Raw genomic sequence first — 23,312 nt, forward strand, 5'->3', positions numbered from 1 at the left:
TTTTTATGCTAATAGTAAATATTTAAAATTTTGGTTGTAGCATCATAATTAAACGTATTGTATGTCTTTGGGGGAAGAGAGGTTTTAGACCCGGATTCCGCTTGCCCGGTTCTGAGTATCCATCTGCTATTATCCTTAGGGCATATAATGGCAATATTATCCTTTACTTCAAGAGTTGTGTTATTGTCCGGGCATATGTGAGGGGCATTCCTGTCATATACTTTGAATGAATTTCCTACACGAACCACGATTAATCCTCTTGTTCCGGATTGTTGTTCATTCACATAAACCCAACCATTATCGTAGTTTAGGTTATTGTAGGCCGGCAGGTTTAGATTCAACGTAACGTTGATCGGATTATTAGGAAAACAACTTACTGTGTCTTCTCTGCTTCCACAAGAGTTTATGTATAATGTGCTGGAAATCAATAATATGAAAATAGATAATATCGAAAAAGTTTTTTTCATTTCAATTTAAATTTTTATATATTTGTAAAAATTAAACGATTATAATACGTAAAACATTGTCCGGCAAATGTCGGATTATTTTTTTATACTAAAACTAAATTTTGAAAATTATGGCAAGCTATGTAACAAAGGAGGGCCTGGATAAAATGAAAGCTGAGCTGGAACAGTTGGAAACTGTGGAAAGACCAAAAATTACTCAGCAGATCGCAGAAGCAAGAGACAAAGGAGATTTGTCTGAAAATGCTGAATATGATGCGGCTAAAGAGGCTCAGGGGATGCTTGAAATGAGAATTTCCAAGCTTAAAGATGTTATCTCTACTTCTAAAATTATAGACGAAAGCCAATTAGATACTTCAAAAGTTTCCATCTTAACGACAGTGAAACTTAAAAATAATGCTACCAAACAAGAGCAGGTATTTAAATTGGTACCAGATAACGAGAGTGATCTTAAAACAGGAAAGATTTCTGTAAACACTCCGATTGCAAAAGGTCTTTTAGGAAAAGCTGTAGGTGAAACTGCAGAAATTACTTTACCTAATGGAAACAAACTGTCTTTCGAGGTATTAGACATTACTTTATAGTCTGATACAACCTTTCATTTCTTATTTCTAATATCTAACTTCTAAATAAAATGAGCACTATATTCACAAAAATCATCAACGGTGACATTCCCTCCTATAAAATTGCGGAAGATGAAAACTTTATTGCATTTTTAGATGCTATGCCATTGGTGAAAGGACATACCCTGGTAGTTCCTAAAAAAGAAGTGGACTTGATTTTTGATCTTGATAGTGAAGAATATAAAAACCTTTGGGGATTTGCCCAAGTGGTAGCCAAGAAGATCAAAACTGCAATTCCATGTGTAAGGGTCGGGGTAGCAGTAGTAGGACTTGAAGTTCCTCATGCTCATATTCACCTGATCCCTTTAAACAAGATGGAAGACATGAACTTCAGAAATGAAAGATTAAAATTAACGAACGAAGAATATACAGAGATTCAAAACTCAATTATTAATTCTTAACAAACAGAAAATCGTAAAAAAGAAATTTTTTACGATTTTCTTTAACATATACATATATATTATATCATATGAATTCAAACCAGTGTTCTTTCTGCGGTAGAAAAAGAAATGAAGTACAGATGCTGATTTCCGGGCAGAACGGTTTTATTTGTGAAAATTGTATAGAGCAGGCACATGCCATCGTGAAAGATGGAGCTTCCAAAACAGGAAACTCTCCTGCAGAAACAATGGAAGAACTTAAAAAGCCAAAAGTGATCAAAGAATTTCTTGATCAGTATGTCATTGGGCAAGATCAGGCAAAAAAACAACTTGCTGTTGCTGTTTACAACCATTATAAAAGATTGCTTCATGCTCAGGATGAGAACAGGGAAGTAGAGCTTGAGAAGTCAAACATCATTATGATAGGGGAGACTGGGACAGGGAAAACTTTATTGGCAAAAACTATTGCCAGAGAATTGAATGTTCCTTTCTGTATTGTTGATGCTACCATTTTAACAGAAGCAGGATATGTAGGGGAAGATGTTGAAAGTATTCTTTCCCGACTATTGATGGTTGCTGATTATGATGTGGAAAAGGCAGAAAAAGGCATTGTCTTTATTGATGAGATTGATAAAATTGCAAGAAAATCAGATAACCCAAGCATTACCAGAGACGTCTCCGGAGAAGGAGTACAACAAGGATTACTGAAACTACTGGAAGGAAGTATCGTCAATGTTCCACCACAAGGAGGAAGAAAACATCCCGATCAAAAGTACATTCAGGTAAACACCCAAAATATACTGTTTATTGCCGGAGGTGCTTTCGACGGAATTAAAGAGATTATTGAAAGAAGAATGAACAAGCAAGCTATTGGTTTTAGCTCAGAAAAAATCAATAAAACTGATGAAGATGAATATATATTAACAAATATTAATGCAATTGATCTTCGCTCTTTCGGATTAATTCCCGAACTTTTAGGAAGATTTCCAATCATTACTTACCTCGATAAACTCACAAAAGAGACTCTGGTAAGAATCATGAGGGAACCTAAAAATTCAATTGTAAATCAATTTATTGAACTTTTTAAGATGGATGGCACAGATTTGGTAATCACAGACGGGGCAATCGAAAAAATCGTCGAAGAAACAATTGAAAAAGGATTAGGTGCAAGAGGACTTAGAGGAACCACTGAAAAGGTTCTGGAGGACTATATGTTTTCAATTGGTGAAGATAAAAAGATTGTACTTACAGAAGATAATATTTTGATTAATAGATAAAAATATTTTTTTTGTATAGAAAAAAATAATACCTTTGCGGGTGAAGATTGTATTAACACACAAATAATTTATACAATGAGAAAAAGTTTATTTGCTATAGGTCTTTTAGCAATCAGTTATTCTGTTCAGGCGCAGATATTATGTCATGTTGACACTGGTGCTAATATGTATGTGAGCGAAGGCACCCTAGTATATAGTGGGGGCGGTGTACAAACAAGAGATAATGGTCTTGTTGAGTTACACGGAAATATGATGGTTGTAGGATCAACCACAGATGCTTTTAAAACAATTACTGCTACCGGTACAGATAAAACTGACGGAGGTAATTTTGTTGTAAAGATGAATGATCCTGTCAATTATGCGACTTCAACTTACGGACAGTTATATATCGACGGATTATCCCAATCCGGTATTACTGGTATTGTAAGTAAAGAGTATAAAACTGACAAACACGGTAACGGTAATTACTACCAACAAGTAGCTCTCCCTTTCTTTGGAAAACAAGTCGGTTCTTTATCAACAGAACTGGGCAAAACCTTCAATACAGGAAGATATAGTAATCCAATTCTAAAATGGGATAATACTGGAGCAGTATCTAATCACTACACAAGTTTATCCACCACCACTAGTGATGGTTCAGGGTATTACATGCTGAAAGTTTCTAATAACGATTTTAATTCCGCTCCGGCTGGAACAGCAGTGTATACTGTTAATGGTAGGCCGTATGCTCAGTTTGCAAGTCCTGTAACTCTTCAAAACGGAGGAAATGTAAGTTTTGGAGTGGGAGGAACAGCCATTAATACTCAAAACGAAAAATTCAATTCGTACCTTCAGGATCAGTTTGACCTGCCTAATGGAGCATGGACAGGAACCTTTGGTAAAAATATTTATCAATTTGGTAACCCATTCCTGACTAATCTTGATTTATCTAAAATTGGCTTTATAGAAGCAGGAACTGTAACTGACGGAAATAATGTGAGCAACATTATGGGTATTGAATATACTGCAGGAACTGTTGTAACTAGCCCAGGTGGTTCTACTTATACAACAGGTGCTCAGATTCAGACATTTGCTCTTAATGGTGTGCCGGTTGGAGATACAGGATTAATCATTAAGCCAATGCAACCCTTTATTATTAAGCTTAGAGATAATACTGCTCAAACGCTAGACTTTAATACATTGAGAAGATTCAAAGATGTTGTTAGAGCTAATGGTACTGACTATGGCGTTAATGCAGCCAGAATGAGCAATAATACTGGAAAGTCTGATAGAGGAAGTATTAAGCAATTAGGAGTTATTGGGCTGGATGCTGATAAAAAAGAAATTGCAAGAACTTACTATGTAGTTGCACCAAGCGCAACTACTGGTCACCAGACTTCTATTGCGTCTACAGTGCAGGCAGCTGCAAGCAAAGGAAACCTGATAGGAACTTTCGAGGAAGCTGTAAACGGAGGGTATGACAATAATTATACAGGTCAGTATTGGTTATACATCAATGAAGCTAATGAAGACAATTTCCTAGGAAAAAATGTAATGTTAGTTAATTATGATGTAAATAAAGTTAAATACTACAAATTTGAAATAAAAGAGAATGCTGATATGATTCCTGCTGGATCGCACCAACTTTCTAGCGGTATTGGATTCTACTATAAAGCTGAAAATGGAACTGTACAACAGGCAAAACAAGGAGATATTGTTCCTGTAACTCACGATGAATATAACTTATACTATGGTGAGCCTAATAATGGTACGTTAGCTATTGATAAGAAAAATGCAAAACCTTCAAGAACGGCAGTGGTTTACAATCCGGCAATTACAAATTATATTGTTAGATTTGATCCAAACTGGAAAAAGGCAGACATTGAAGTTTATGATATGAGCGGTAAACTGGTAATCTCTAAAAAGGCAATTGATGCATCCAGAGATTTCGTAATCGAGCTTGATGGCTCTGTTAAGAATTCTTACATTGTAAAAATTGTCTCTGATAAGGGTGAAACTGTTAACACTAAAATCTTAAAATAAACAATATGAAAACTATTAATAAACTAGTATCCGCTATTTTTCTTCTTGCTGTGGTATTTGTTCAGGCTGCACCACCGGTACCGGGAGGTGGAGGTTCAGGAGGACATGGAACAGGAGAACCTGCATCACCAATTGATATGTATGTATATGTACTTTCAATTATTGCAGTTGCATTCATTGTATTCTTTACCAAGAAGTATAAAAACGTAAAAGCATAAAATTTTATTAAAATAATATTAAACTCTCTGATTAATCAGAGAGTTTTTTTATTTTTACTCTATGAAAAAGATTTATACATTAGCTGCAGTTTTGGCTGCATTTGCTTTGCAGGCTCAGTTTTCAGTGACTATTCAGGCTCCGGCAGATTTTAAAGATCAAGAGGCCATTCTATATACACTTAGCGGTTCAAAAGATATTGTTGTTACCAAAGAACAAAGTAAAAACAATACATGGACTTTCAAGTATCCGAATAATTATATGGGAATGATGAAGGTGTATTTTCCCACCTCTAATAATACAGTAAATTTTATTTCTGAAAATAAAAATGTAAGCCTGAAGCTGGATATTCAAAATAATAAGGTAAAAGATGTCACATATTTAGATGAAGCTAATGAACTGATGAGTAAACAACAGGAAGGTTCACAAAAGAAGGAGCTTATTCTCCCGGCTCTATCTCAAATTAAAGAATATTATAAAGAGAATACAGACTTCGGCAAAGCTTTGAAGACAGAGATCGACAGGCTTTCCGGTAATTCTGCATCTATTGATGCTGCAAAACATCCTTTTATTGCTTATTATAACAGCAATTACAGCAAGTTTTTGTCTAACTCTTCAGATCCTGCTAAAAAAGTGAATCAGGACGAAATTATTAACTTCCTGGACAAATCCAATGATATGCTGGAGTCATCTTCTTTATTGAGGCCAGTATTGGTAGCTTATCTGAATTCAGGAGGCAATACGAATGTAACAGGCTCCGTAGACAAACTTTTAGATCGTTTAAAGGTTGAAACTCCAAGAGGGCAAACTGTTTTATCTGAATTGATTGACATTTTTGATGTATATCAGATGGATGAATTTAAAACAAAATACCTGGGGCTTGCTAAGAACCTTAAATGTACTATTACCGACAGGCTTGCTTCTACTCTGAAGTCTAATGCTAATGTTGAAATGGGATCGGCTTTTCCAAACTACAAATTCCAATCGCCTGTTAATACAAATGCTAAATCAATTTATGATGTGAAGGCAGATAAAAAGGTTATTGTCTTTTGGTCATCTACCTGTTCACATTGTGAAACGGAGCTTCCGAAACTTTTGGAGAAATACAATGATTTAAAAACAAGAAATATTCAGGTTATTGCTCTTTCTTTAGATGTTGATAAGAACTCATACACCAAAAAGATTGCCGCTTTTCCTTGGGTAAATGATTCAGAATTGAGAGGATGGAACAGTAGTTATACAGAAACCTACAATGTACATGCTACTCCGACATATTTTATTTTAGATGCTAACAATAAGATAATCAATAAACCAGAGCATGTTGGTGATGTTTTGGAATATTTTAAGGTAAAATAATTTTGGTAGGTAAAATATATTTTCTATATTTGCACCACCGAAAAGGCGAGGTAGCTCAGTCGGTTAGAGCGCAGGATTCATAACCCTGAGGTCACGGGTTCAATTCCCGTCTTCGCTACAAAAAACCGCAATCATTGATTATAATGATTGCGGTTTTTAATTTTATAATATATTGATTACTCTTTATTTTTTTACTGATATTTTTTTGTTGTATCGTTCACAGTAAAATTTTGTGTGAAAATAATGTGAAATATAAGAGATAGAAATGGACAAAAAATGCCGTTTCGCAATCTGCAAAAACGGCATTTTTTCTTTTATAAGAGAATTTTATCAGGACTGATACCCGAGTAGCTTTCTGATTTGATAGAAAAACCTCTCAATAAGCCTTAAATCTTGTGTAACGATCTCTGCACTCCCTCTAAGTTCTTTGTCGAAAATAAGCGTCTTATTATAGCTTGTTTTTAATCCTTTTGGTAATACTACGTCTACATAATAATTTCCCTTATCATCAGGGATAAGAGATATATTCTGAACTTTCCCTTCAATGATACCATATTCCTGGAAACGGTAGTTATCCAATTTAATCAACACTTTTTCTCCTGGAAGAATTTTCCCTGAATTCACTGTAGGAACAGACATTCTTCCAACTAATTTCTCTTTATTCTTGGGAAGGATAGATAAAATAGGCTCTCCGACTTTTACGAATTGATTTTCACCGAAAAACTGCTGAAAGCTGGCAACTCCATCTGTAGAGGAAATAACAAGATAATTTTGTTCCCATTGCTTTAAAGATTTACGAAGTTGCTCAAATAGCTGCAACGTTTGTGAAGAGTACGTGATTTTATCTTTTTCAGTGTTGATAGCAGTTCCGCTTTTAGTTTTATTAAGATTGGAAATGCCTTCTTCTGTTTGTGATATGGAAATATTAATATTCTCAAGGTTCTGTTGAGCCTGAAGATATTTGATTTTTTCATTTTCAAGTTCCATAGAAGAAATGACTCCCTGATTATAAAGTTCCTGAGATCTCTGGAAGCTTTTCTTGGTAAGATCATATTTGGCTAACTCCAGGTTCTTTTGTTGCTTTAATGTTGTGATTCTTGTTCTGTTTTCCGAAATACTGTTATCGGCAGCAAGGTTTTCGGGAGCATAGGGTTGTAGCCGGGTAAAAAGAGCTTCATCCTGAAATGCTTTTGCAAAGCTGTTGTAATCACCCTGCAATTCTCCCAGTTTAAATCTTGAGACAAGAGCAAGAGGAAAGGATGCTATTTGATTAGGCGCAATAGAATCTACCAGCTTTTTCAGTTCCAGTACATCTTTATAGTTGGCAGCAGACTGCATTACCATTAATACTTCATTCTTCTTGACTTCCTGATGGTCTTTAATAAATATCTTTTCAATTTTGGAACCGATTCGGGCCTCCATTTTTTCAGGAGGGTTTTGAGAGGTTACAATAATGGGAGCCGGTACGAACTCCGGATATTTTATAATGTAACTCATCACCAGGATGAGTAAGAGAATAATAAATATAACTGTATTTCCCCAGCGTATCATCCAATGAGGTGGCTGGGTTAAAATATCCTGTACGCTTTCTGAGCGGAGTTCAATATTATCTAAAACGTCTTCTTTCATTTCTATGGGATAAAATTCCCCAATATTTCAGGGGAAATATAATTTAAATAAATGGGCAGTTTCCGTCGTACCATGATGGTGCAGAAGTATCTGAATCTGGTGGACATGCAATATGTTGGATGTCACAAGACATCCAACTTCCGTTGCACCACGATCCACAACACTGTCTGTCTGGATATATTACCCCGCCATTAAAGGAAAGCAAATCTTTTCGTGAAAGTTTTTTTAGATTTTTCATATTAATAGCTTTTTAAAATTTTCCTACTCTGTAAGCTTTTCGGATTCCGCTATATTAATTTCCTAATTCAAGCTGGTTTCTGACAAGTCTGTAGTATTCTCCTCTTAAATCCACCAATTCTGCATGGCTACCTTCTTCTACAACTCTTCCATTATCTAATACAATAATCTTATCTGCATGCTTTACGGTGGAAAGTCTATGGGCAATGACCACAGCCGTTTTCCCTTTAAAGAATTGTTCAAGGTTTTCCATAATGATCTTTTCATTATTGGCATCCAATGCTGAAGTAGCTTCATCAAAGAGGATGTATTGCGGAGATTTGTATACTGCTCTGGCAATAAATAGACGTTGTTTTTGACCACCACTTACGCCCACTCCTTCATTTCCGATCTTTGTATTATAACTTAGCGGAAGTCCTTCTATAAACTCTTTAATATTGGCAATTTCTACGGCGCGTCTTAATTTTTTCTTGTCAATATAATCTTCACCAACGGCAATATTATTGGCAATAGTGTCATTAAAAACATAACCTTCCTGCATTACGACACCACAATGATCTCGCCAATATCTGGGTGATATGTTTTTCAGACTGGTATTTCCAATTCTGATGTCCCCCTGATCAGGATCGTAAAATTTCATCAAAAGTTTTAATAGTGTTGTTTTTCCACTACCACTGGCTCCTACAATTGCTGTAGTTTTTTGATAAGGGATGCTAAGACTTAGATTTTCGAAAACAGGTACATCGGAACCAATATATCTGAAAGACATATTAGAGATCTCAATATCTCTTTGTGGAATTTCTGTTGCGTATTGTTCATTGAGATCTTCCTCATCTGCTTTATCATGAATTTCACCTAATCTTTCAAGGGAAATTTTAGCATCTTGACTTTGCTTTATAAAGTCGATAAGCTGTAAAAGCGGACTGTTTAGTTGTCCAATGATATACTGCACTGAAAGCATCATCCCGAGAGTAAGATTTCCACTTAATACCAATTTTGCTGAAAGGAAACTTACAAGAATGTCTTTCATCTGATTAATGAAGTTTCCTCCCACAGATTGCCATTGCTCTAAAGAAAGGGATTTTATTCTGATTTTAAATAACTTCACCTGAAGAAATTCCCAGTCCCATCGTTTTTGTTTTTCGGCATTATGCATTTTGATTTCCTGCATACCGTTGATCAGCTCAATGACTTTACTTTGCTCTTGTGAGACCTGAGAGAATCTTTTATAGTCAAGTTCTTTTCTTTTTTTAAGGAAAAAACTAATCCAACCGATGTATAATATAGCCCCTACCAGATATACAAGAAATAGTCTGTAATCATAAAAGAGCAAAACAATACTGAAAATGATAAGATTGACCAGTGAGAATAAAGTATTGAGTGACGAGCTTGTCAGAAGTTGCTCTATTCTATGATGGTCATTGATTCTCTGCATGATATCTCCCGTCATTCTGGTATCAAAAAAGCTTATCGGAAGCTTCATAAGTTTGATAAAGAAATCTGAGATGATCGAGATATTAATTCTCGCTGAAAGGTGAAGAAGGATCCAGCTTCGGATGACTTCTATTCCCATTCTGCCAAAGAAGAGCATAATCTGGGCAAGCAAAACCATGTAGATAAAATTGATATCCTGATTTTGTATTCCAACGTCTACAATACTCTGGGTAAGAAACGGAAAGATTAAGGAGAGTAAACTTCCTCCTAAAAGTCCTACAGCCAGTTGTATAACAAGCGATTTATACTTAAGAAGGTATTTGGATAGAAAGGAAAAACTGGCCTTGCTTTCATCCGTATCAAATTCGGTCTGGAAAAAAGCCGGTGTCGTCTCCAGAATAAGAATAATTCCTTCCTCTGTATTTTCATTGGCATTTTCCCCGATCCAGGATCTGATAAATTCATCCCGGGTATATGTAATCAGCCCGTAACTAGGGTCTGATATGTATACTTTGTTATTCTTGTCAATTTTATAAACAACAACAAAATGATTTTTATTCCAGTGTGCGATACATGGAAACGGAACTTCATCTACAAGGGTATTAAAGTCGATTTGGACTCCCATCGAACGGAATCCCAGATTTTCAGCAGCATCACTCAGCCCTAGCAGGCTGCTTCCCTCACGGGTAGTCTCAGAAAGGTTACGGATTTGTTGTAAAGATATGCTTCTGCCATAATATTTACTTACAATTCTAAGACAGGTAGGCCCACAGTCTTTAGTGTCTGGTTGCTTATAAAAAGGAAATTTCTTCAAAACTAATATTCATTATAAAATGTCGTCAAAAGAATGACGACATTTTTAATTTATTCAATGTTACAATTCAATTAAATGGTGAGTTAATAATAACACCATTTGTTACAAGCGTTTATTGCACCTTCCTGAGGTGGGTTTATTTTCGATTCACAATAGCTGGCTTCGCTTTGTATTCTGGCACATTCCTGAGTAATTCCTCCTTTTAGAGTCCTTAAATTCTCTCTCGAAAGTTTTTTAAGGTTTTTCATGATCAATAGTTTTTCTTTTTTCTTACTCTTTTATAGCTTTTCAGATTCCGCTTTTATTTTTCCTAAGATAGTGAAAATTTTATATTGATGATATTTATTTACTGGAAGTCTTCATCTTCTATTAATTCATCAATAAAATATACAATATCTTCACGGTCGTACTTATCCGGGAACTGGTAACCGTTGATGATAAGAATAGGAGTGAAGTTTAATCCTGCAGCACTATTTTGTTGTGACATTTCAACCAGAGGATTCAGATTTTCTGAGGTGGGAACACCACCGGATAACATATTGATTTTACTTTCATCCTTTGTTTCGAACCATTTTTCAATAGCTTGTAGGAAATCTTTTTCAGGCTTATTATTGTAAATATAAGTTAAGTCGGAAATTAGTTGAGTATATTTTTCGTTGGCTCTGTCAGGTGTATAATTGAATCTCATTTGTAAAGAAACGCTATCAGGATATTTTTCTAAAATACTTTCTGCTAGTTTATGAGCATCTTTACAGAAACCACAATAGGGGTTTGAAACAATTGAAATACGAAGATTTGAATCCTTTTTTCCTACTGAAAAAGTTTGAGTATCCTGAAATTCTATTTTTTCATTTTCCAGCAGCTGGCTTTTGAAAAGGTCATAATTTCTTTTAAATCTAAGATTTTTAGCGTTTGATTTTTGAAGGGTTTCTTTTTGTTCAAGAAGAGTAGAGAAATATAGGACCGCAGAGAAAGTTAGAATCCAAAGAATTATCGTCAGGAGAAGTGCCCCTATCCCAAATGGAGAATTCTGGAAGAAGATGTTGCTGATCACCAACTGACCAATAAGAATAGAAATAATCAAAAGACAGATTCTACAGAAAGCTTTTTCTACGAAAGCCTGGATGTATAAAGAATAGCCGATGGCTAATATAGAAACAAAAGTAAATCCTTTTACAAGATAAGCAGTTGCCGGTAAGAATAATCCTAATATGGTAAGACCTACAAAATAAATCAGAGAGAAATCTGCAAATTTCAAACCCAGGATGCTGGTTTTGTCCTGTTTAATAATTTTATCACATGAATTGGTTGTCTGGCTTGCTGCAGCACCACCGCCTCCGCCACAGATACTTCCAATTACGGTAGAAACATTACCGAATTTTTGATTAAAAATTTCCAGTGAAATATAGACTCCGGCTAAAGACAAAAGGTTGAAGATGGCTTCATATATGCTTTGGCTCAGGAAGGAATAAATAAGGATAACTGCGAAAACAGCATAAAGGATTGGTTTGAAATTGAATGCTGACTTGTTTTCAGCGTTTTCTGTTTTTTCAAATAACAGGACGAAGTCTGTGGATTTTTTGTAAAGTTCTTCCTTGTTGAGTGTTTTTGCTTTTTCAGAATATACTGAATAACTGCTTCCTGATTTTTTTACCAGCGAAAAGGAATTTTCAACAATCGCAATAAACTCTTCCGGAAGTTCATCCCAATATTCTTTATCAAGTTCATACGCATCATTTTTGACTCCCAAAAAATTTAAAGTATCACTGAATGCCAGTGCTGACGGGTAATTTGGGTGAGAGTTAAACTGGAAAATAAATTCCTGTTTGTCAAGTTTCAGATAGTTTATTAGTTTGTCAAAAATCATATTAATTTTTTTATCTAAAATACACAGATGTTTTAAATAAACAAAAATTTTTTTCTTTTATTAGTGAGATATAACCGGCTGTTGGTAGATTTAGTTTGAATTTCAATATTTTATTTTTATGAGATGAAGATTTTCATTTTACTATTTACGGTGATAAGTATAGTGCCTGTGAAATTCAATATAGGAAATTCCGGTTTTATGATGTCATTTTCTTGTGTATTCCTATGTTTATGCGATAAGTATGAATTTTATTTTATGGATTCCTGCAGTTTATAATATTATATGATCTCTGACTTAAAAAAAATGCTCCGGTAATTCTTTCATTTTTGCTTTTTGAAGATCATATTGAATTGTAATTCTAAAATGATCGTCTTTATATTTTCATAATAGTTGTAAAACTTATTTTTCAACTTTCCATAGCTAATGTCAATTATAGTAGAATAACTCTAATTTTTTATTTATTGAAAACGGAGGATAACTGGAATATTTATTTATTAAACAAATGTTTGGTTTTGCGCGTTATTTATACCTTAATTATACTTTAATTGATGTTTTATTGTTGTATCTAAGTATTAGCTATGATTAATGTTATCGTTGGGTGAACTCAAAAAAACTTAAAAAATCATAAAGTTTTCATAAAGTTTCAAAAAAGAAAAGAAATGTTTTTGTATTTATAAAATATGTCGTACTTTTACATCGCCTTGAATGAGGGAACAAGTCAAGGTAATAAATTTTTTTTCATCATTTGTGTTTTTAGAATCGTATCGCCTGATACGATTCTTTTTTATGCCTATTTTTCATAGTTTAAAAGGAGGTCAATGAAGTAAGAATAAGTAACAGAACCTTCCTGTTGATTCGTCTTTAGGAACAGATTGTTAGTGTATCCAAAGAAGTCATCCAGCCAACCCTGATGGGTAAGGGCAAATTTTTTTTCATAAGCCCGATCCTTTTTCATCGCTATAGAATAATTGTTCAGAACTGATTGCACGAACTCAGGATCATCCTCAACGATAAATCTTAAAAGACTTTTGAGAGTAAAGTATTCCGTACTGTATCTCAGATCCATATTGCCGGAATTGATCCCTATTAAATATCCTACAAAGTTGGCTTCCTGTTCTCTGGCAAATCCAAGCTGATGAGAACTTTCGTGAGCGGTAGTGAAAGGAATGAAAGTAGGGGGTAATTCAGAATTATATTGCGCCTCAGCAGTAAAGGGATTGTAATATCCAAGAATTCCTGTGAAGCTCATAATGTACTTAAATAAACTAGGTTTAATGTTCAAAATCCCTGATGTTTTTTTATCAGAGATGTATCGTGGTAACTTCGTCTGCTGAAGGAGGATTTCCTGTTGTACAGATTTCAAATCGGTAATGATAAAAATACCTTGCTTATCTTCATGCACAGATTGACGCGTGATCTTACATCTTTCAAGATAACGTAAAGCCAGTTTTTTTGCTTTTTCGGTTTCCGGCTTTTCCTGACTTGAAAGTTTCTTAATGATAGGGGTCTGAAAATAGAGCATTCCCCAAAATATTTGATAGATAAAATAAAATGCATTAAGAATAATAAGAATCTTCAGAATAGAATTATTCCTTTTTTCTTTTTTGAATAAAGAAATGATGTGATAGAAAAGCCCCCCTCCCAATATAATATAGATAAGATCTCCCACAGAAAATGGAATCCAGCTCAATAAAACCTGATGAAATCTTTTTTGAAATTCAAAAAACTTTTCGAAAAAAGAAATCATAAATGCAGACTTTGAGAAAAGGTAAAACAAAAGAAATTGGGCAAGTAATACACCTGCCCAATTTCTTTTTTTATATAGTATTTTCGTAATATTAATGACCATTGCCTTTAGATATTTGATCCAGATTGATCCCCTGAGCTTTTAAAATTCCGGTCACCCGGATTGCATAGAATGCAAGATAAGCAAAACAAAGAACACCTACGATATAACTGAATTGAATATTGATGATGTCTGCTACATATCCCTGAAGAAGACTTACAATTCCACCTCCCATAATCATCATGATCAGGTAACCGGATCCCTGGTTGGTATGCTTCCCGAGTCCATTAATTGCCAAAGCAAAAATACATGGCCATAAAGTAGAACAGAATAATCCTACACTTGTAAATGCATAGACAGAAACCATTCCTGTGGTAAACATGCCAATAAGTAAAGCCGCTATTCCGGCTAATGAAAAGATCAAAAGCATTCTCGCAGGATTACCTTTACTCATGATGTCACAAATAATCATAGCAATAATAACAAATCCATATACATAAAATGGAGACAGATCATGTTTGGCAATAGCATTTACCAATAAGAATACACCGAATGCAAGGTAAGGAGCCAGGAATCTCAGTATTTTTTTGAATCCGGCATTAACATCAAATGCCTCTACAGCACCGGTCCAACGGCCAATCATTAATGATGCCCAGTACAGTGAAACATAAGGTGCTACATCTTTCGTTTCAAACCCTAGATTTTTTTCCATAAACGCAGGAAGATTACTTGCAGTAGAAACTTCTACCCCAACATATACAAAGATGGCAATCATTCCCATAACCAATTGAGGATACTGGAATGCAGAGCTTCTATGCTCACCCGGAGTTGAATCATCTGTATCTTCAGTGTTAGTTGGAGTCACGGTAGGAAGAGAGGAAAACTTTAACATTAAAGCCACCAATACAAAGGCCACCCCTAAAATCAGGTAAGGTGTTTTTACACTTTCTATACTTGCTTCCGTATTGGCTGCAGTGGCAGAACCAAAAATCGCAAAAGCAACGATAAGCGGACCAATAGTAGTTCCCAGATTGTTTATTCCTCCGGCCATTGTTAATCTCTGAGATCCTGTTTCTTTAGGACCTACCTCAATAGCCAGGGGATTGGCAACAATTTGTTGTAACGAAAAACCTAAACCTACAATAAATAGTCCGGAGATCATCAGAGGGAAAGATTTCAAATTGGCTGCGGGGTAAAACAATAGTGTCCCTATAGCAGAGATGATAAGTCCCACGATAAGCCCGTTTTTATACCCGATTTTATTGATTAAATCCTGCTTAATTCCTTTTGATATAATCATATAAATCAGAGAGCCTACCGTGTAAGCAACGTAAAAGCAGATCTGTACGAGCATACTTTCAGTTTGCGTTAAATTGAAGGCTTTTTGGAATACCGGGATCAGAATATCATTGCTGGCCGCTACAAATCCCCAGAAGAAGAATACAGTAACCAACGGAATGAATTGTGCCCAATTGGTTTGTTTAGAATAATTTGACATATTTATTAAAGATTTCACAACAAATATAATTATTTCCTTTATATGGAATACTTAATGAGAGTTTTTTTTATTTCTTCGAAAGCTTCTGATTTTGAGTCCTTTGAGGTGGATGTAGGGTCTATGACGCCATTAAAATATACCTTTACTCTTCCGGGATAGCCCTGGGAGTTGTCAAAAGGGAACATTTTTTTCAATCCAATAAAGGTATGAACTGCAATAGGAGAGCTGTGCTTTGATGCTAAAATAAATGCTCCGTCTTTAAAATCATCCAGGATAACGGAAGTGTCGTCCGGAACTCCTCCTTCAGGGAAAATAGCAATACTGTTACCCTCTTCCATTTTTTCAGCACATCTTCGGTATACATCAGCACGACTTCTTGCACTGGCTCTGTCAACCATTACGCATATCCTCTTATAAATCGTTCCAAAAATAGGAATCTTTACAAGTTCCTTTTTTCCGACAAAACAAATAGGATGGTGTGGTGATAAAATACACACCAGCATAATATCCATAATGGACGTGTGATTGGATATAAAAACGTAAGGCTTGTTTTTATCCATTTCCTGATCGGATAATTTGATAAGATCATATCGGAAACCCATTCCGTAGAACATGCCAAAACACCAGAGACGAATAAATTTATAAGCGTATTTATAATGCTTTTTAGTAAAAGATAAAATATAAACAGGGATTCCCAGAATGATAGTTAGAAAAAAAGCTAACACCAACAGCCAGAATCGCCAAAGATAATTTAGAATTTTTGTCACCGTTTAACCGTTAAAAATTACTTTCTTTTTTACTGAATAATTAAGAATAGAAACCAATAAGATTGCTGCAATTTTACTGATCATTTCCGGGCTCAAGGTATAAAAAAATAAATTGATATTGTCTTTGAATATAAAACTGTAAAATACCTGAAAGAAACTTAAGCTTAATAAAGTAGATATAAATGATACTCCCATAAAATATGCAAATTCCTTTTTCTTGGAATGTTTTCCTCTTTCAAACACAAACCAGATACTCAGAAAGTAGTTGGTAATAATCCCGCAACAGGTTGAAAAAATGTTACTCAAAGGATAATGTATCCCATGAAAATTGGTTTCCTTAATAAATAAGTGAGGAAGATAGGTGCTGAATATTTTAAAACTGCCAATTTCTACAACAGCACTTAGTCCTCCGGCAATGATGAAGAACAGAACCTGCTTCTGGCGTAAGAGTATTTCTTTCATGTAATTAATCTAAATAGTATTCATATCATGCTTGAAATCAGGTTTTTTATATAAAAATACCCTGTTGTCAATGGTTTCAAAACAATAAATAATAGATTATCTCTATCCATCAACAGGATCTTTGAAAATATGAATATGCAAATTTATAACTATATGTTAAACACTGAAAAAAGTTGTTAAAATATTTTTTTTAATAAAAATTATTTCTAATTTTAATACACAGAATGATGTAATAACAACCTGATAATAAATTCATTTTCAAACTCTTGTGTGAATGGTTTTTTCTATCTTGTAATGCACGGTTGAAGGCATACTACTCCAACATTTTATGATCCAATTGATAATAATATTTGTATGAAACGTCAAAACAAATACAGAAAATTCCAGCTTCAACAGAAAAATATTGAAGCTCTTGAAAAAGAAAATTCTCGCTTCAAACGAGTCTATTCAGAGTACGAAAATATGTCAAATGAACTTTGGAATCTTGAAAACTCCAAAGGTGAACCCGTTCCCGATGATTTTATTAATGCTATGGTATTACAGACTTCTTATCTGGAAGATGAAATTGAAGATTGGCTCTTACAGTTCAATCAAAAAAAAACTGATATAAAACATTAGTGATTTTAAACAGCTTCGGAGTTGTTTTTAAATGCTATTTGAAGATAAATTCATAATTTAGCATCCTTAAATTAAAATCTAAAATATGGTTGCTATTGTAGATAGTGGTTCTACTAAAACGGATTGGGTGATATTGGATGACTTTAAAAAAGTTTTCCTGAAAACAGAAACCATTGGTTTCAATCCGAATTTTATCAATAGAGAACTTATCGCTCCTGAAATTCAGAAAAACAGCAACCTGATGTTGGTGAAAAATTCAATTACCAAAGTCTTTTTTTATGGTTCCGGATGTGGTGTGCAAAAAAACTGCGAAACCATTGAAGAAGAAATCAAAAAAGTATTTGGGAAAGCTGATATTATTGTAAAAGAAGATCTAATGGCTGCAGCTTATGCAGCATACAGCGGGAAGCCCGCAATCGTGTGTATTCTGGGCACAGGATCAAATTCTTGTTATTTTGACGGTGAAAATCTGAAAATAGAACTGCCATCTCTTGGGTTCCTGATTGGAGATGAGGGAAGCGGAAGTGCGATCGGAAAACAACTCGTAAGAAGGTATTTTATGAAAAAACTACCTTCGGATCTTCATAGTGAGTTTGCAACAGAATACCAACTGACTGTAGAAGATGCATTGAAAAATATGTATCATGCACCAAGACCTAATGCTTACCTAGCCAATTTTACCAAATTTGTTATCGAAAGAAAGGAGCATCCTTATTTTAAAGATATGGTTTTTGAAGAGATGAAAAACTTCTTCGAATACCAGGTTCTTCCTTATGATGAAGCAAAAGATGCCGAGATTAACTTCATCGGTTCCATTGCTTATTATTATGAAAATATTCTACGTTCTGTTGCTACAGAACTTCATTTAAATGTGGGACATGTTGTTCAGAAACCAATTGAAAGCTTAGTAGACTACCACATTAAATATATACTCTAACAAAAAACAAAATTTTATGTCAAGTAAAAACCATCGCGACGAAAAGAACTTTAGCCAGGCCGCGTTAGATTATCATAAAGCAGAACCCAAAGGAAAAATAGAAGTTATCCCATCAAAGCCTCACTCTTCTCAAAGAGATTTGTCTTTGGCTTATTCTCCGGGAGTAGCCGTTCCTTGTATGGAAATTCACGATAAACCGGAAACTGTCTATGATTATACAGGAAAAGGAAATCTTGTAGCCGTAATTTCTAATGGTACTGCAGTACTTGGATTAGGAGATATTGGTGCAGAAGCCTCTAAACCGGTAATGGAAGGGAAAGGCCTTTTGTTTAAAATATTTGCAGATATCAATGTATTCGATATTGAAATTGATGAAAAAGATCCGGATAAGTTTATTGAAATAGTAAAAGGAATTGCTCCTACCTTTGGAGGAATCAACCTTGAAGATATTAAAGCTCCTGAAGCATTTTATATCGAGCAAAAGCTGAAAGAAGAATTGAATATTCCTTTGATGCACGATGATCAGCACGGAACAGCCATTATTTCAGCTGCAGCATTGATCAACTCATTGCAGATTGCCAATAAAGATATTTCCGAAGTAAAAATGGTGGTTAACGGAGCTGGTGCAGCTGCTATCGCCTGTACCAAATTGTATATCTCATTGGGACTGAAAAAAGAAAATGTTCTGATGTGTGACAGTAAAGGAGTCATTAATCATAAAAGAGAAAATCTTACTCCTGAAAAATTAGATTTCATTGCCAATACTGACATCGAAACACTGGAAGATGCTGTAAAAGGATCTGATGTTTTTGTTGGATTGTCTAAAGGAAATGTAATGACTCCGGAGATGTTGTTAAGCATGAAGGAAAATCCTATTGTCTTTGCTTTAGCGAATCCTGATCCGGAAATTGCTTATGACCTTGCTCTTGAAACCCGTAAAGATGTGATCATGGCAACCGGAAGAAGTGATTATCCTAACCAGGTGAATAACGTATTGGGATTCCCTTATATTTTCCGTGGTGCACTAGATGTTCAGGCAACGGGGATCAATGAAGAAATGAAATTGGCTGCTGTACATGCTATTGCTGATTTGGCAAAAGAACCAGTTCCGGAAGCGGTAATTTTAGCTTATAATGTTCAAAATCTGCAATTCGGAAGAGAATATTTTATTCCAAAACCATTTGATAACAGATTGATTACGAAAGTTTCAAGTGCTGTAGCAAAAGCCGCAATTGAAAGTGGGGTAGCGAGAAAGGAGATCACGGACTTTGAAGAATATGAACACCAGCTTCTCGACAGAATGGGAAGAGATGAAAGACTGGTAAGAATGATGCAGAGCCGTGCCAAGTCTAATCCGAAAAGAATTACCCTTGGAAATGCAGAAGAATATAATGTATTGAAAGCAGCTCAGATTCTTTATGAAGAAGGAATTGCTTATCCAAGTCTTTTGGGAGATAAAAAATACATCAAGGAGCAGATGGAGCGTTACGGAATTAATCTTGATGTTCCTATCATTGATCCAAGTGATGATGATCAGAAGAAAAATAGGAAAAAGTACAGAGAAACACTTTGGAAACTTCGTCAGAGAAAAGGAATGAACGAGTACAAAGCAAAGAGATATGTTCGTCAGAGAGATTATTTCGGACCTTTGATGTTAAAACATGGAGATACAGATGGACTTATAGTAGGTTTCTCTAAAAATTATACTTCAGTACTACGCCCTATTCTGGAAGTAATAGAAAAAGATAAAGGAGTAGACAAGGTAGCGGCGATGATGATGATCTTATCTGAAAAGAAACCTATTTTCTTTGCAGACACCTCCATCAACCAGAATCCTACCTCAGAAGATCTTGTAAATATTGCTAAAATGGCAGAATTTACAGTGAAGTCTTTCGCTATCGAACCGAGAATTGCAATGCTTGGTTTTGAAAACTTTGCTGCAATCTCTGAAACCTCCAAAAAAGTAGCAAAAGCTGTGAGTATTTTGCACGAGAAATATCCTAAAATGATTGTCGACGGCGAAATCCAGCCTGATTTTGCCATGAACGCAGATCATTTAAGTGACTATCCTTTCTCAAAATTAGGAACAACCCCTGCGAATACATTTATCTTCCCGAATCTTGAAAGTGCAAACTTATCATACAAGATTCTAAGAGGAATGAAGGTGGCTCAGGTTATAGGACCAATCTTGATGGGACTAAAACAGCCGGTTCATGTACTTCAGATGCGTTCAAGCGTTGATGAGATTGTAAATCTTGCTACTATTGCAGTTCTTGATGCTCAAAGAAGAGAAAAGAAATAATAGAATAAATTTATATATTGGCATATCATAAAGCCAGAATCAAACCAGATGAATAGTCATCTGGTTTTGTTTTTATATCACAAGTAAAATTTGTGTTAAATGATAAGAGAAAAACTAAATTTTCCGTTTTTTTGAGAATAAATTAGGTTTATATTTTTACCTTTCTGGTCTTTCAATTTTAAATTATTGGTTTATTTTAAGAGTTTAAAATGTAAAATATTTAACAATATTATGTTTTCTGTAAATATTTGTTGTTTTTTAAAAGGTAATTGTATTATTTAATATCTTTGAGTTAATAAAGACACAAACGAACTAAAAAATACAAAACATAAAATACAAATGCATGAAAAAAGATATCCAGATGGGTAATATGATTCTGTTGTCAACGAATATTCATTGATATGCTCCCATTCCTCACTTAACAGGAATACACTTTTTGATATAACCACTGAGAAATTCTTTGTTTAATAAAATAACGGATGCTTTTATTCCGCTAATGATTTGTATTGTTTTTTAGGTAGTTTTTTATAAACAAGCCATTTAGGAAACACTATGAAAAAAAAGAAATTGATACAAATAGGTTCACTATTGTTCCTTTTAACAGACTCTTTATGCTTTGCGCAAAAATTTAATTTCAAATCCCACGAGCTATCTGTTAATGGATATGCCCGAACAGGTTTTGGATGGTCGGACGGTGGCCAGATGGTTAATTTTGCAACGCCGGATAATGTACATAAATTCAGAATGGGGAATGAAGCGAACCATTACGGTGAGCTTCAATTCAATTACCGATACCAAAACAAGGATTCTGTGAACCTGTACGAAGTAACGTATATGATGTCAAAATTTATTCCCTTCGGCAGTGATGCATATAAACAATTTCCGGAGACAGCGCAGCTCTATGGCAAAATAAATAAGGTTGTGAAAAATGCAAACCTATGGGTAGGGAAGAGGTATTATGATCGTAGAAATGTAGAGTCGCTGGATTATTTTTGGATCAATTCTGCTCAAAATTCACAAATAGGCCTTGGCTTAGAAAATTACCAGATTAAAAACTCTGGAAATATGAACCTGGCATTGATAAGATTTAAATATGGAAATAATGATGCACATTCCTATGTTGCAGATTTCAGGTACCTTGATCTTCCTGTTTCCGAACATTCTAAGTTGAACATTTTAGGACAATACAGCATAAAAACACAAAATGATATTACCAATACTCCCAGATCTACAGGATTTGCGTTAGGGGGATGGTGGACATATTCCCAAAAGAAAATCAGTAATACTTCTACCATTATCTTTAGGAAGGGAAGCTCAATTATCGAAAATCAATATTCCGGAAAGACAATATCTGAAAATGCAGGCAATGCAATTGTCTATGATCTGGATAAAGCAAATTCATTTGATGTCATTAATAATTTTGTGTATGATGATAAACAAAGGCATGCAGTACAGGTGTCACTTACCTATCAGTATAGAGATTTCGGAATTGGTAATACTGACGGGATGGGAAATGTTTTGGATAATAAGGTGTCTAAAAACTTCTTTAGCGTAGGTTTTCGTTATCTGTATTATATCAACAAACATTTTAATCTGGCATTAGAAGCGGGTAATGACTACATGAAAAATAATCGCTCAGGAGTAGAGGGAAGTTTACAGAAAGTTACATTTTCGCCGCAGATTTCCTGGGATTATGGCTATTATTCAAGACCGGTCTTAAGGCCCTTTATTACCTATGCACATTGGTCGAATGATTTTACCGGAAAAACAGGTGTCTCGGACTTCAATACAAGACTTATGAGTAAAAACAATGGGATATCATTCGGCCTTCAGTTGGAAATATGGTGGTAACCAATTTACAGATACCTTCAAAGCCAATTCCAAATTGTTGAAATGCTGATTTTTGAGATCTTGTATTCTTATAACAGATTGATTGAATATCACTTCAAAATTTAAGTTAAAAATCATTCTTGCATGAAATGAAAATATTAATTAGTTTAAATTACTATATTTGGGAGTTTTAAAAATTAATAATGATATTTTCTTTACAAGGCAATGTTCAAGAACTTACGCCTACTTACGCTGTAATTAATGTACAAGGGGTTGGTTACTACGTGGGGATCAGCTTAATGACCTCACAGATGCTGGTTTTGAATCAGCAGACCTTTTTATATATCCAGCAGCTCATTCGTGAAGATGCCCATCTTCTTTTTGGATTTAACACTCGTTCAGAAAAAGAAATGTTCAATCTGTTAATAAGCGTTAATGGAGTAGGAGCAGTTTCTGCCCTTATTCTGTTGTCTACTTTGAGCCTTGACGAGATTGCTTCTGCAGTACTTTCCAAGAATAGTGCACTGATTCAGAAAGCGAAAGGTATCGGAGCAAAAACAGCAGAAAGAATTATTGTGGATCTTAAAGATAAGGTACAGAAATTCAGTGGTGGAGGTGAAAACATTTCTGTGCAGGTGGATAATAAAATCAAGGAAGAATCGTTATCTGCATTAGAAGTTTTGGGGATTCCTAAGCGGATGAGTGAAAAAATTGCAGATAGAATCGTAAAGCAAAATCCAAACATCTCGGTGGAAGAACTGGTAAAACAAATTTTAAAAAACATTTAACATTT

General features: G+C 34.7%; 21 protein-coding genes and 1 tRNA gene. 12 read left to right on the forward strand and 10 right to left on the reverse strand.

Annotated elements, in window-relative coordinates; genetic code table 11:
* Window positions 1-8: 8 nt before the first annotated feature.
* Entirely contained in the window at window positions 9-467 is a 459-nt protein-coding gene (locus C1631_RS22595; protein WP_103246975.1) for a Rieske (2Fe-2S) protein, read from the reverse strand.
* A 110-nt stretch (window positions 468-577) separates the two neighbouring features.
* Here C1631_RS22595 and greA point away from each other — a divergent pair, with 110 nt between their 5' ends.
* From greA to C1631_RS22630, 7 genes are all read left to right on the forward strand, one after another.
* Window positions 578-1,048 carry a transcription elongation factor GreA gene (greA, locus tag C1631_RS22600; RefSeq protein WP_103246976.1) on the forward strand — a complete coding sequence of 157 codons (471 nt, stop codon included), beginning with the start codon at window positions 578-580 and terminating at the stop codon, window positions 1,046-1,048.
* 50 nt (window positions 1,049-1,098) lie between these two features.
* The gene (locus C1631_RS22605) at window positions 1,099-1,488 is read left to right on the forward strand and encodes an HIT family protein (protein ID WP_103246977.1); all 390 of its coding nucleotides are present in this window, start codon (window positions 1,099-1,101) and stop codon (window positions 1,486-1,488) included.
* A 68-nt stretch (window positions 1,489-1,556) separates the two neighbouring features.
* Window positions 1,557-2,744 (forward strand): ATP-dependent Clp protease ATP-binding subunit ClpX, encoded by a 1,188-nt coding sequence (gene clpX / locus C1631_RS22610; RefSeq protein WP_103246978.1) that lies wholly within the window; start codon window positions 1,557-1,559, stop codon window positions 2,742-2,744.
* A gap of 75 nt (window positions 2,745-2,819) precedes the next feature.
* Window positions 2,820-4,766 carry a T9SS type A sorting domain-containing protein gene (locus C1631_RS22615; RefSeq protein ID WP_109714351.1) on the forward strand — a complete coding sequence of 649 codons (1,947 nt, stop codon included), beginning with the start codon at window positions 2,820-2,822 and terminating at the stop codon, window positions 4,764-4,766.
* A 5-nt stretch (window positions 4,767-4,771) separates the two neighbouring features.
* The gene (locus C1631_RS22620) at window positions 4,772-4,984 is read left to right on the forward strand and encodes a signal peptidase (RefSeq protein ID WP_103246980.1); all 213 of its coding nucleotides are present in this window, start codon (window positions 4,772-4,774) and stop codon (window positions 4,982-4,984) included.
* Window positions 4,985-5,045: 61 nt separating this feature from the next.
* Window positions 5,046-6,338, forward strand: coding sequence for a TlpA family protein disulfide reductase (locus C1631_RS22625; RefSeq protein ID WP_103246981.1), 1,293 nt, complete (start codon window positions 5,046-5,048; stop codon window positions 6,336-6,338).
* Between the two features lie 44 nt (window positions 6,339-6,382).
* A tRNA-Met gene (locus C1631_RS22630) sits at window positions 6,383-6,456 on the forward strand.
* A gap of 212 nt (window positions 6,457-6,668) precedes the next feature.
* Here C1631_RS22630 and C1631_RS22635 read toward each other — a convergent pair.
* From C1631_RS22635 to C1631_RS22665, 9 genes are all read right to left on the reverse strand, one after another.
* Window positions 6,669-7,967 (reverse strand): HlyD family secretion protein, encoded by a 1,299-nt coding sequence (locus C1631_RS22635; RefSeq protein ID WP_185144695.1) that lies wholly within the window; start codon window positions 7,965-7,967, stop codon window positions 6,669-6,671.
* Window positions 7,968-8,010: 43 nt separating this feature from the next.
* Complete coding sequence (locus tag C1631_RS23875; RefSeq protein WP_123966774.1) at window positions 8,011-8,205, reverse strand: hypothetical protein; 195 nt, start codon at window positions 8,203-8,205, stop codon at window positions 8,011-8,013.
* Between the two features lie 54 nt (window positions 8,206-8,259).
* Window positions 8,260-10,452: a peptidase domain-containing ABC transporter gene (locus C1631_RS22640; RefSeq protein WP_103246983.1), complete on the reverse strand. Its 2,193-nt coding sequence runs from the start codon at window positions 10,450-10,452 to the stop codon at window positions 8,260-8,262.
* Window positions 10,453-10,535: 83 nt separating this feature from the next.
* Window positions 10,536-10,700 carry a bacteriocin-like protein gene (locus tag C1631_RS25135; RefSeq protein WP_438502082.1) on the reverse strand — a complete coding sequence of 55 codons (165 nt, stop codon included), beginning with the start codon at window positions 10,698-10,700 and terminating at the stop codon, window positions 10,536-10,538.
* Between the two features lie 98 nt (window positions 10,701-10,798).
* Complete coding sequence (locus tag C1631_RS22645; protein ID WP_109714353.1) at window positions 10,799-12,319, reverse strand: thioredoxin domain-containing protein; 1,521 nt, start codon at window positions 12,317-12,319, stop codon at window positions 10,799-10,801.
* Between the two features lie 790 nt (window positions 12,320-13,109).
* Window positions 13,110-14,066, reverse strand: a complete 957-nt coding sequence (locus C1631_RS22650; protein WP_306461421.1) for a DUF3810 domain-containing protein — start codon at window positions 14,064-14,066, stop codon at window positions 13,110-13,112.
* A 91-nt stretch (window positions 14,067-14,157) separates the two neighbouring features.
* Complete coding sequence (locus C1631_RS22655; protein ID WP_109714355.1) at window positions 14,158-15,603, reverse strand: sugar MFS transporter; 1,446 nt, start codon at window positions 15,601-15,603, stop codon at window positions 14,158-14,160.
* Between the two features lie 38 nt (window positions 15,604-15,641).
* A complete protein-coding gene (locus tag C1631_RS22660; protein ID WP_109714357.1) occupies window positions 15,642-16,370 on the reverse strand; it encodes a lysophospholipid acyltransferase family protein in 729 nt (242 codons plus the stop codon).
* Between the two features lie 3 nt (window positions 16,371-16,373).
* A complete protein-coding gene (locus C1631_RS22665) occupies window positions 16,374-16,832 on the reverse strand; it encodes a GtrA family protein (RefSeq protein ID WP_103247498.1) in 459 nt (152 codons plus the stop codon).
* A gap of 354 nt (window positions 16,833-17,186) precedes the next feature.
* Between C1631_RS22665 and C1631_RS22670 the strand changes: the two genes are divergently transcribed.
* The 5 genes from C1631_RS22670 to ruvA all read left to right on the forward strand — a co-directional run bounded on the left by C1631_RS22670 (window position 17,187) and on the right by ruvA (window position 23,307).
* Window positions 17,187-17,450 (forward strand): hypothetical protein, encoded by a 264-nt coding sequence (locus tag C1631_RS22670; protein ID WP_103247497.1) that lies wholly within the window; start codon window positions 17,187-17,189, stop codon window positions 17,448-17,450.
* 85 nt (window positions 17,451-17,535) lie between these two features.
* Window positions 17,536-18,387, forward strand: a complete 852-nt coding sequence (locus tag C1631_RS22675) for a BadF/BadG/BcrA/BcrD ATPase family protein (protein WP_109714359.1) — start codon at window positions 17,536-17,538, stop codon at window positions 18,385-18,387.
* Between the two features lie 16 nt (window positions 18,388-18,403).
* A complete protein-coding gene (locus tag C1631_RS22680; protein ID WP_103247495.1) occupies window positions 18,404-20,689 on the forward strand; it encodes an NADP-dependent malic enzyme in 2,286 nt (761 codons plus the stop codon).
* A 552-nt stretch (window positions 20,690-21,241) separates the two neighbouring features.
* A complete protein-coding gene (locus tag C1631_RS22685) occupies window positions 21,242-22,540 on the forward strand; it encodes a carbohydrate porin (protein WP_103247494.1) in 1,299 nt (432 codons plus the stop codon).
* Window positions 22,541-22,722: 182 nt separating this feature from the next.
* The gene (gene ruvA / locus C1631_RS22690) at window positions 22,723-23,307 is read left to right on the forward strand and encodes a Holliday junction branch migration protein RuvA (RefSeq protein WP_109714361.1); all 585 of its coding nucleotides are present in this window, start codon (window positions 22,723-22,725) and stop codon (window positions 23,305-23,307) included.
* The last annotated feature ends 5 nt before the right edge of the window (window positions 23,308-23,312 follow it).

This window comes from Chryseobacterium phosphatilyticum (assembly GCF_002899825.2).
In the GTDB taxonomy this organism is placed as follows: Bacteria; Bacteroidota; Bacteroidia; order Flavobacteriales; family Weeksellaceae; genus Chryseobacterium; species Chryseobacterium phosphatilyticum.